Origin of the sequence: Sphingomonas flavida (assembly GCF_036663655.1) — a bacterium.
In the GTDB taxonomy this organism is placed as follows: Bacteria; Pseudomonadota; Alphaproteobacteria; order Sphingomonadales; family Sphingomonadaceae; genus Sphingomonas.
This window is the reverse complement of sequence record NZ_JAXOJH010000019.1, coordinates 45,787-54,424: the sequence shown is the minus strand read 5'-3', so window position 1 is coordinate 54,424 and position 8,638 is coordinate 45,787. Positions and strand designations below refer to the sequence as shown.

The following is an 8,638-nucleotide window of genomic DNA, read 5'->3' as shown; positions in this document are numbered from 1 at the left end:
ACAACAAATCACCGGCAACACCTTACCACCCCGTTCCCAGGGCTTCCAGCGCGCCAGTCTGTCGTAGCTGCACCGGTCAGTCGTTGCGACCACCGCTGCGGTGAAACCCCTCTAGGCGGACGTCGCGAACCGGTCAACAACATTTTTCACACCAATGACACTTTTCCTCCAAAACATCGTCACACACCCCCCCTAACTTCCCCAGCTCGCCGACCTCCCAGGGTTTCATACGGGCCGCACAGCCCCCTGCCCCGCCCCTGCCCCTGCCCATTGATCAAGAGCATCCTTCGACACCGATGCCTGCGGGCCGCAGTTCAAGAGCTCGGCTATTCGCGCCGCGTCGGCGTCGACCTTTTTCCGCAAAATCACGCTGACGTTCCGAGTCACCTGCAAAATGCACCATTATCATGTGCGGGTCGTTGTCGGCCCCTATGGTTACTCGACCTATCAGGGCAGCAGGCCCCGGACGCCCTGTCACCCGCTTTACCGCTGCGCCATCTGGGCGTGGAAAAGCGGGACACATGCCGTCACTTCGCTTGGAGGAAACCGTATGACGATGGCCACGCTATCGCACCATGGGCGCTATGACTATCGGCCGATCGTCGGGTGCGCCGACTATTCGTGGCCCGAGAACCGCCGTCTGGCGATCTATCTGGGCGTGAACCACGAAGTCTTCGCGTTCGGCGAGGGAATGGGAGCGACGCTGGCGCCGTCCAAGACCGAACCGGACGTCATGAACTTCGCCTGGCGTGACTATGGCAATCGGGTCGGAGCGTGGCGGTTCATGGAGATGTTCGACCGGCTCGAACTGCGGACCACCGCGCTCGTCAACGCCGCGATCATTACCCAGTGTCCGGGGCTTGCCGAGGCATGCCGGGATCGGGGCGACGAGATTGCCGCGCACGGGCATAGCAATGCGGAGGCCGAGGGGGAGCAGAGCGAGGACGATGAGCGTGCGATGATCGCCAACGTGCTCGAAACGTTCGCCAAGATCGGTGTTCGCCCGCGCGGCTGGCTGGGCCCCTGGATTTCCGAAAGCCACGGGACGCCCGATCTGCTGGAGGAGGCCGGTTTCGATTATGTCCTCGACTGGGCGCATGACGACCAGCCGACGCGACTGAGAACCCGCAGCGGCAGGGACATCCTGTCGATCCCCTATTCGCAGGAGATCAACGACATTCCTTCGATCATAGCCCGCCAGCAGGAGGCGGTGACCTTTGCGGGCATGATTGAGGACAATGTCGAACAGTTGCTGAGCGAGTGCGATCGCCGACCATCGGTCCTGGGTATTGCCCTCCATCCCTATATCATGGGGCAGCCGCACCGCGCACTGCATCTGGAACGCGTTCTGACCCGGCTGCGGAAAGCGGACGACCCGCGCATCTGGTGGACGACGGCGGGTGCCGTGGCCGAACATGTCGCCTCTCTGGGACATCCAGACGTCTGATGCTCCGTGCCTCGTCGTCGGCCGGTGATCAGCCTGGCTGGTTGGCAAGCACCGCGTCGAGCAGCCCCGGAAAGCGCTGGTCAAATTCACCACGGCGCAGCGTATTGATCATCTCGCGCCCCGCCTGCGTCGTCTCGATCAGCCCCGCAGCACGCAACAGCTTGAGGTGATTGGACAGCGTGCTCTTGGGGATGGAGTCGCACGGTGCTGCATCGGTGCAGCTCAGCCGTTCGGTCGCGGCCAGCCGCGCCACCATCGCCAGGCGATTGGAATCGGCCAGCGCGTGCAGCGCCAGGTCGAGGGGAACGTCCTCCAGCCGGGGATGGGTGAAACGGGGCATGAACCCGATATAGGGCAGACGAGCCAATTTAATAGTTCGGCATTATTGAACTATTAAAGCCTAACCCCATCTTCTGCCTGCCGACAGCGCACGATGCCGTGATCGCGGGCCCTATGTCTTGGAGAATGTACATGTCGCTTGCAGGCAAAAAAGCGCTCGTCACCGGTGGATCGCGCGGCATCGGAGCGGCCATCGCCAAGCGGTTGGCGGCCGATGGCGCGACTGTCGCGATCACCTATGCGGGCAACACGGCCGCAGCCGACGCCACCGTCGCGGCGATCGAGCGGGCCGGCGGCACCGCCTTCGCCTTTCAGGCCGATGCCGCTGATCCGGCCTCTCAGCGTGGTGGTGTCGAACAGGCCGCCGCCGCGCTCGGCGGGATCGATATCCTGGTCCACAATGCCGGGATCGCCGAATTCTCGACCTTGGCCGAGGATAGCGACGACACCTTCGATCGCCAGTTCGGCGTCAACGTGAAGGGTCTGCACGTCGGCACGCGCGCCGCCCTGCCGCATCTTCGCGATGGCGGGCGGATCATCCTGATCGGCAGCATCTCGGGCGAAATGGCCTTTCCTGCGACAACCATCTATAGCGCGACCAAGGCAGCCGTGGCGGCGCTGGCGCGCGGCTGGGCCAAGGACCTCGCCCCGCGCAACATCCTGGTCAATACGATCCAGCCCGGTCCGATCGACACCGACATGAACCCCGCCGACAGTGAGTTCGCGGCCCAGGTGCTGGGCGCCATCCCGCTCGGTCGCTATGGCAAGGTCGAGGAAGTGGCGGGCGCGGTCGCGTTCCTTGCCGGGCCGGACGCCAGCTACATTACCGGCACGACGCTCAATATCGACGGCGGTGTGACGGCGTAAGTCGTAGGCGGCCCCTTCCTCTCTATGGGAGGGGCCGCGCGTCGGGCTCCACCCATGATAGTGTCCGTGACGACTCGCGCGTGGCATGGGGCGGACACGCATGGCGTCCGCCACGTTTACAGGCGGCATCGGAAGCCCCAGCCGGAGTGTTCCCCATCTTTAATCTCGTCTTTGCTGTCCCCGCGCTGATCGTCCTGGCTCGCTGGCTGTCGCCGTTGCCGGTGCCCATCTGGGCCAAGCTTCCTGTCGGACTGCTGATGCTGGCCGCCTCGCAATTCCATTTGTGGAGCCGCTTTTCGTCCGGGTCGGTATTCGCGCCGGAGTTCTCCCGCCCGGTCGTGATCCTGTTCAACTGGGCGTTCGGCGCGCTGGTGCTGCTCGCGGTGTTCCAGCTGGTGGCTGATCTGGGGGCGCTGGTGACGATGCTCGTTCGTCGACAGGCGATCCGCGAACCCGCGACGCTGCGTTACGCCATCGCCGCGCTGGCGGCCGGGTTGGCCGGGCTCGGGGTGGCCAATGCCTTGCGCGTGCCACCGGTCCGGGACGTGACGGTCGCGATCCGCGACCTTCCGCCAGCGTTCAACGGCTATCGGATCGTCCAACTGACCGATCTGCATATCAGCCGCCTGTTTACCGCCGAATGGGCGCACGCGGTCGTCGAGCGGAGCAACGACGCCGGAGCCGAGCTGATCGTGGTGACCGGCGATTTCATCGACGGCTCGGTCGATATGCGCCGGGACGACGTGGAGCCGTTGCGCCGCCTGCGCGCGCCCGACGGGGTCTATGCCATTCCGGGCAATCACGAATATTTCTTCGACTATGAAGCGTGGATGCGGCACCTGTCAGGCATGGGGTTTCGCATGCTGACCAATGCCCATGCGGTCGTCGAACGCGGTGGCGATCGGCTGGTCATCGCCGGAGTGACCGACCTCTCGGCACCCAGCGTCGGCCAGGCCGGACCCGACCTGACCCTCGCGCTCCGCAACGTCCCCGGCGATGCGCCGGTCATCCTTCTCGACCACCAGCCCGGCAAGGCGCGCGATGCCGCCGCGCAGGGCATTGCGCTTCAGCTGTCCGGCCATACCCATGGGGGCATGATCCGTGGGCTCGACCGACTTGTGGCTCGCGGCAATGCCGGGTTTGTGTCTGGTCGCTACGCCGTGGGTGACATGACGCTCTATGTCAGCAACGGCACCGGCCTGTGGCCGGGCTTCGCCCTGCGACTGGGCGTACCGTCCGAGATCACCCGGTTCACGCTGCGGCCGATGCCGTAAATCGGGGCCAGCGCATCGTCGGCAATCCGACTTTATAATCAGGAATTTGCAACCCGCCGCATGATCGCGCAGGAGGGGAGACGCACGGGGACGCTTTAGGGGGAATGAGAATGAAGCGTCGGGTTCTGGGGCAGTTGCCGCTCCTTCAGGAACACCGGGCCTTGGCCTATGCGCTGAGCCTGTTGCTCTGCGCTATCGCCTGGTGGATACGCTGGATGCTTCATTCGGCCTTCCCGCCCGGCTTTCCGTACCTGACATTCTTTCCTGCGGTCATCCTTACCTCGTTCCTGTTCGGCCGCGGTCCGGGCGTGGTTTCGGCCGTGGTCTGCGGGCTGCTCGCCTGGTATTTCTTCATTCCACCGATCCACACCTTCGACCTGTCGGGGCGGACGCTTGTCGCGATCGGCTTCTACACCTTCGTCGTTGCCGTCGATATCAGCCTGATCGACGCGATGCAGCGCGCGTATCGGCGGACGGCGGGCCTGGCATCCGGGCAACGGCGCCTGGCCGAGCGCACGGAGCTTTTGTTCAACGAGCTCCAGCACCGGGTGTCCAACAACATCCAGATGGTCGGTGCCATGCTGTCGCTGCAACAGAGACAGGTCACCGATCCGATCGCCCGCATGATCCTGACCGATGCGTCCAAGAAGCTGCAACTGATCGGGCGTATCCAGCGACAGCTGTACTCGACCAGTGGCGAGCAGGTGCCGCTGGACATATTCCTGCGCGACCTGATGACCGACCTGTTCGCGGCCGATGCCAGGCCGGGTATCAGCCACCGGATCGACGCGGTTCCCGGCATCCTTCTGCCCCCCGATGCCGCGATCCCGCTCGCCCTCATCATGGCCGAGGGTATCGCGAACGCGATGGAGCACGGCTTTGCAGGCAAGGAATTCGGCACGGTCGTCGTCAACCTTACCCGCCGGGACGGGACGACCGAGCTTTGCGTCATCGACGACGGGGCCGGACTGCCGCCGGAATTCGCCCTCGCTCACTCGGACAGCCTGGGCCTGAAACTCGTGGCCAGCCTGACGCGGCAGATCGGGGCGCAGCTCAGCATCGAAAACCGGCCCTCGGCCGGGACCATCCTGCGCTTGCTCCTGCCCGACAATAATGGTCGGGATAGATCGGCTGACGCGGGAGGTTGAGAAACGATCGTGGCTCGAAACCAAGCGTCGAGCGGTTGTCCAGATACGCCTAACGAGGACCAATTGAAGCTGCTGCATCCGCTGCGCATGATATCCGTAATCGGCATGACCTCGCCGTTCATCGTCAGCGCCGCGGACCTGGAGATCGGCTATACCGTCGCACATAACCTTACGCTGACGATCGGCTCGCCCCCACCGCGACCATACTGATCTATACGATCACCGGCGGCACCGCCGATGGTCAGGTCTATCCGCGCAACGGCGGCTTCTATTACACTCGACTGCGTATAAAATGCTAAGCCCGTGGCAGTGGGGCGGCCTCCCCCGCCCCACTGTCCGATCAGTCCAGTCCGGTCAGGGCGAGTGTCGCGAAACTGGCCAGCCAGTGCTCGCCCATATAGTCGCCAGACACCGCCTCCAGCGCGACGTCCATGTGCCGGGCGGCGGACTCCTCCAATATGGCGGTGAGCTCCGGCGGCAGCGTTTGGGCCAGCGTGCGCATCGCCCAAGCACGGCTGAGGTTCAGGCCGTCGAGATGCGCGATCTGTCCGTCGCTGCGGTCGCTGACTTCGGCCGGGGTCAGGAGCGCCGCGGGCTGGCCTTCGGTCAATTCCGGCAGGAAGCCAGCGAACCAGTCGGCGAACGCATCGGCCGGCAGCAGGCGCTGCATCGCCATCGCCTCCACCAGCACCGGGGACAGGAAGTCCTGCCCGCTCGGCTCCCATGCCTGGGCGGCGCGGTCCTTGCCATACCAGCGGCGGGCACAGTCGGCCATCGTGGCGCGCATCGCATCGTCGCCTGCCACCCGCGCATAGCGGTCGGTCAGGACCAGCGCGAAGGCGGTATTGGCATGCATCCCGACCCGCACCGGATAGGTCAAGAGCGGCAGGAAATCGTGCCACCGCGTCGCGAAGGCTTCCGCCAGCGGCCTCAGGGTGGCGGCATGCGGGCTGCCCGAGACGGTCAACTCGCTCGCCAGCATCATCAACCAGGCCCAGCCATAGGGGCGCTCGAACCCGCGCGACGCGGGCCGATCGAGATAGGCGCGTTCGACCTCGACCTTTTCGGGCGTGAACGCCTCGGCAAACAGCGCGTCGATCTCGGCCGCTTCGCCAAGGGCAGGAAAGCGGTGGCGCAGCCGTGCCAGCAGCCAATATCCATGGACGCAGCTATGCCAGTCATAGCTGCCATAGAAGATAGGATGCACGACGCGCGGCACATAGGCATCCGCATCGCTGGTCATCACATGGTCCGCCTTGTGCGGATATTCGCGGGTCACATGGCCCAGGGCGATACGGGCGAAACGGCTGGCGAGATCGGGGGTCATGCTGTCTTTCCGGGGAAGGCGCAAAGCGTCAGGACGATGATGTTGAAGACGAGCAGGATCAACGCGGTCGGCCACTGGACGCGGATCACGCCAAACCGGTCGCGCAGTTCCAGGACGGCGGCGGGCACGATGTTGAAGTTGGCTGCCATCGGCGTCATCAGCGTCCCGCAAAAACCGGACAGCATGCCCAGGGCCGCGACCGCCGCCGGATCTCCGCCGAAGCGGTGGATGACGATCGGCAATCCGATCCCGGCGGTCATGATCGGAAAGGCGGCAAAGGCATTGCCCATCACCATCGTGAACAGGGCCATGCCGATGCAATAGGCCAGGGTCGCGGCCAACGGCGTATCCAGCGCCACGACACCGGTCACGCCGTCCGCCACAACGGTCCCGACCCCCGCCATCGCAAAGACCCCGCCCAGCGCCGCCAGCATCTGCGGCAGCACCATCGCCCATCCGATCGCATCCGATAGTCGCCGCCCCTCCGCTACGGCGGCACCGCGCGGCGGGCGGGTCAGCAGGATGGCGAGGCCAAGGGCGACCACGGCACCGACCGCCAGCGCGACAAGCGAAACCTGTTTGGGATCGATGACCGGCATACCGGCGATGATGCCATCGGGGATCAGCAACGTTCCCGCCAGCGTCACGACCGGCAGGGCGAGCGCGGGCACGAACAGGCGATGGCCCAGCCGTGCGGCCCCGGCGCGAGCGAGCCCCGCGTCATTGGATGCGACGGCCGAGGGACGCAGCCCCCAGGTCGCAAGGCCGACGAGAACCAGCACCAGCATCCCGGCCACCAGATCGGGAAGCCAGACGCCCGGCCCCAGCAGGACCGCGAACACGCCCCAGAACGCCGCATTGCGCCAGCGCGTCGGCGAGGCCCGGTCCAGCGCATGATGCACCGCGACGGCCGCAGGCAGGGCCGCCGCCGCAAAGCCCAGCGCATCCAGCCCGATCATCGGCACCGCGCCTTTAAACGGCGATCAAGCAGCAGCAATCGGATGCCATGGACGATAAAGGCCATGATCGCGGTCGGGATCGCCCATAGCGCGACATCCAGTGGCGCGACGACGACCCCCTCCTGCTCCAGCACCGCACGGATCAACAGGATCGAGCCGATCGCGATGAACACGTCCTCGCCGAAGAACAGGCCGATATTGTCGACCGCCGCCGCCTGCGCACGGATATCGTCGCGCAAGTCGGGGTCGAGCGCGGGGTCGCCGTCACGCGCCGCGACGCCTTCGACCATCGGGGCCACGATCGGGCGGACCATCTGGACATGCCCGCCCAGCGCGTTGAGGCCCAACGCAGCGGTCACTTGGCGCACCGCCAGATACCCCAGCAAGACACGCCCGACCGTCGCCCCACGCAACCGCCCGACCAGTTCACGCGCATGGTCGCGCAAGCCCGCCCGTTCGAGAAGTCCGATGGTCGGCAGCGCCAGCCAGGCGACGGCCATGAACCGGCTGGAGACGAAAGCCTTGCCGATCATCGCCACGACCTCGACCGGCCCGTGGCCCGCCGCCGCCGCGCTGGCGAAGGCGGCAATCGTCACGACCAGCAGCGGATTTACGCCCAGCGCAAAGCCGATGACGATGATCGCGATCCCCGACAACACCAGCATCGCGTCGCCCCTTCCCTACAGCGTCGCGGCGGCGCGCGCCGCCTGGTTATAATGGCCCGACAGCCGACGCAGCAGGGCAGCGGCCGCCGACAGCGCTTCGGCATCGGGGCCGTCCGCATCGACGGCGGCGGCCAGCACATGCTCGCGAATATCACGATACCCCGCGCAAAAGTCGCGCCCCGCCTCGGTCGCCAGCAACAGCTTCTCCTTGCCCTCGCGATGCGTCGCGATCAGCCCCGCCTTTTCCAGCTTTCGGATGGCGTAGGTGACCAGGTGCGTGTCCTCGATGTCGAGGACCAGCGCGATGTCGGCGATCCGCTTGGGCCGATCGCGATGCCGGACGGTGTGGAGGATCAATACCTCGAGCGGCGCAAGCGCCAGGCCGGTCGCGGCAGCGCAGCGGGCCATCCAGCGCTGGTAGGCGGCGGCCGCCAGCGTCAGGCTGAACTCCAGCTCCGAGAGCGCGGGCACCGAACCATCGGCAAGGTGCGCCGACGATACGATCGCGCGCCGTTCATTGGCCATATGCCCTCCAGTCCCGACCAACGATCGCGCTGGCCAGCCAATCTGTCAACATGTACACGATGATTCGTTGATAAATTACATACAAGG

General features: G+C 65.6%; 10 protein-coding genes and 1 pseudogene. 6 read left to right on the top strand and 5 right to left on the bottom strand.

Annotated features, from left to right (window positions below; genetic code table 11):
- Positions 1-328 precede the first annotated feature (328 nt).
- Both U1703_RS16515 and U1703_RS16510 read left to right on the top strand, forming a co-directional pair.
- A pseudogene (locus U1703_RS16515) lies at positions 329-442 on the top strand (hydroxyisourate hydrolase); the annotation flags it as partial.
- A gap of 114 nt (positions 443-556) precedes the next feature.
- The gene (locus U1703_RS16510; RefSeq protein ID WP_332786569.1) at positions 557-1,447 is read left to right on the top strand and encodes a polysaccharide deacetylase family protein; all 891 of its coding nucleotides are present in this window, start codon (positions 557-559) and stop codon (positions 1,445-1,447) included.
- 28 nt (positions 1,448-1,475) lie between these two features.
- Here the strand turns inward: U1703_RS16510 and U1703_RS16505 are convergent, their stop codons facing one another.
- Complete coding sequence (locus tag U1703_RS16505; protein ID WP_332786572.1) at positions 1,476-1,787, bottom strand: ArsR/SmtB family transcription factor; 312 nt, start codon at positions 1,785-1,787, stop codon at positions 1,476-1,478.
- 131 nt (positions 1,788-1,918) lie between these two features.
- On the opposite strand from U1703_RS16505, the gene U1703_RS16500 reads away from it, so the two are divergent.
- The 4 genes from U1703_RS16500 (at position 1,919) to U1703_RS16485 (ending at position 5,285) form a co-directional block, all read left to right on the top strand.
- Positions 1,919-2,653, top strand: a complete 735-nt coding sequence (locus U1703_RS16500; RefSeq protein WP_332786568.1) for an SDR family oxidoreductase — start codon at positions 1,919-1,921, stop codon at positions 2,651-2,653.
- 146 nt (positions 2,654-2,799) lie between these two features.
- On the top strand, positions 2,800-3,927 hold the full coding sequence (locus tag U1703_RS16495; RefSeq protein ID WP_332786567.1) for a metallophosphoesterase: 1,128 nt from the start codon (positions 2,800-2,802) through the stop codon (positions 3,925-3,927).
- A 110-nt stretch (positions 3,928-4,037) separates the two neighbouring features.
- A complete protein-coding gene (locus tag U1703_RS16490) occupies positions 4,038-5,075 on the top strand; it encodes a sensor histidine kinase (protein ID WP_332786566.1) in 1,038 nt (345 codons plus the stop codon).
- 63 nt (positions 5,076-5,138) lie between these two features.
- Positions 5,139-5,285 carry a hypothetical protein gene (locus U1703_RS16485; protein WP_332786565.1) on the top strand — a complete coding sequence of 49 codons (147 nt, stop codon included), beginning with the start codon at positions 5,139-5,141 and terminating at the stop codon, positions 5,283-5,285.
- A gap of 130 nt (positions 5,286-5,415) precedes the next feature.
- Here the strand turns inward: U1703_RS16485 and U1703_RS16480 are convergent, their stop codons facing one another.
- Genes U1703_RS16480 through U1703_RS16465 form a run of 4 tightly spaced genes read right to left on the bottom strand, consistent with a single transcriptional unit; the run spans position 5,416 to position 8,551 of the window.
- Positions 5,416-6,402, bottom strand: coding sequence for a DUF2891 domain-containing protein (locus U1703_RS16480; RefSeq protein ID WP_332786564.1), 987 nt, complete (start codon positions 6,400-6,402; stop codon positions 5,416-5,418).
- Positions 6,399-7,361 carry a DUF979 domain-containing protein gene (locus tag U1703_RS16475; protein WP_332786563.1) on the bottom strand — a complete coding sequence of 321 codons (963 nt, stop codon included), beginning with the start codon at positions 7,359-7,361 and terminating at the stop codon, positions 6,399-6,401. The genes U1703_RS16480 and U1703_RS16475 overlap by 4 nt, the downstream gene beginning before the upstream one ends.
- Positions 7,358-8,026, bottom strand: coding sequence for a DUF969 domain-containing protein (locus tag U1703_RS16470; protein WP_332786562.1), 669 nt, complete (start codon positions 8,024-8,026; stop codon positions 7,358-7,360). Before U1703_RS16470 ends, U1703_RS16475 begins: the two co-directional genes overlap by 4 nt.
- Before the next feature lie 15 nt (positions 8,027-8,041).
- Positions 8,042-8,551: a winged helix DNA-binding protein gene (locus tag U1703_RS16465; RefSeq protein ID WP_332786561.1), complete on the bottom strand. Its 510-nt coding sequence runs from the start codon at positions 8,549-8,551 to the stop codon at positions 8,042-8,044.
- Positions 8,552-8,638 lie beyond the last annotated feature (87 nt).

Excerpts from the sequence above, each read along its gene's own strand:
- U1703_RS16475 (WP_332786563.1), bottom strand. The coding sequence starts at position 7,361 with ATGATCGGGCTGGATGCGCTGGGCTTTGCGGCGGCGGCCCTGCCTGCG.
- U1703_RS16510 (WP_332786569.1), top strand. The coding sequence starts at position 557 with ATGGCCACGCTATCGCACCATGGGCGCTATGACTATCGGCCGATCGTC.
- U1703_RS16480 (WP_332786564.1), bottom strand. The coding sequence starts at position 6,402 with ATGACCCCCGATCTCGCCAGCCGTTTCGCCCGTATCGCCCTGGGCCAT.
- U1703_RS16505 (WP_332786572.1), bottom strand. The coding sequence starts at position 1,787 with ATGCCCCGTTTCACCCATCCCCGGCTGGAGGACGTTCCCCTCGACCTG.
- U1703_RS16490 (WP_332786566.1), top strand. The coding sequence starts at position 4,038 with ATGAAGCGTCGGGTTCTGGGGCAGTTGCCGCTCCTTCAGGAACACCGG.
- U1703_RS16500 (WP_332786568.1), top strand. The coding sequence starts at position 1,919 with ATGTCGCTTGCAGGCAAAAAAGCGCTCGTCACCGGTGGATCGCGCGGC.
- U1703_RS16465 (WP_332786561.1), bottom strand. The coding sequence starts at position 8,551 with ATGGCCAATGAACGGCGCGCGATCGTATCGTCGGCGCACCTTGCCGAT.
- U1703_RS16470 (WP_332786562.1), bottom strand. The coding sequence starts at position 8,026 with ATGCTGGTGTTGTCGGGGATCGCGATCATCGTCATCGGCTTTGCGCTG.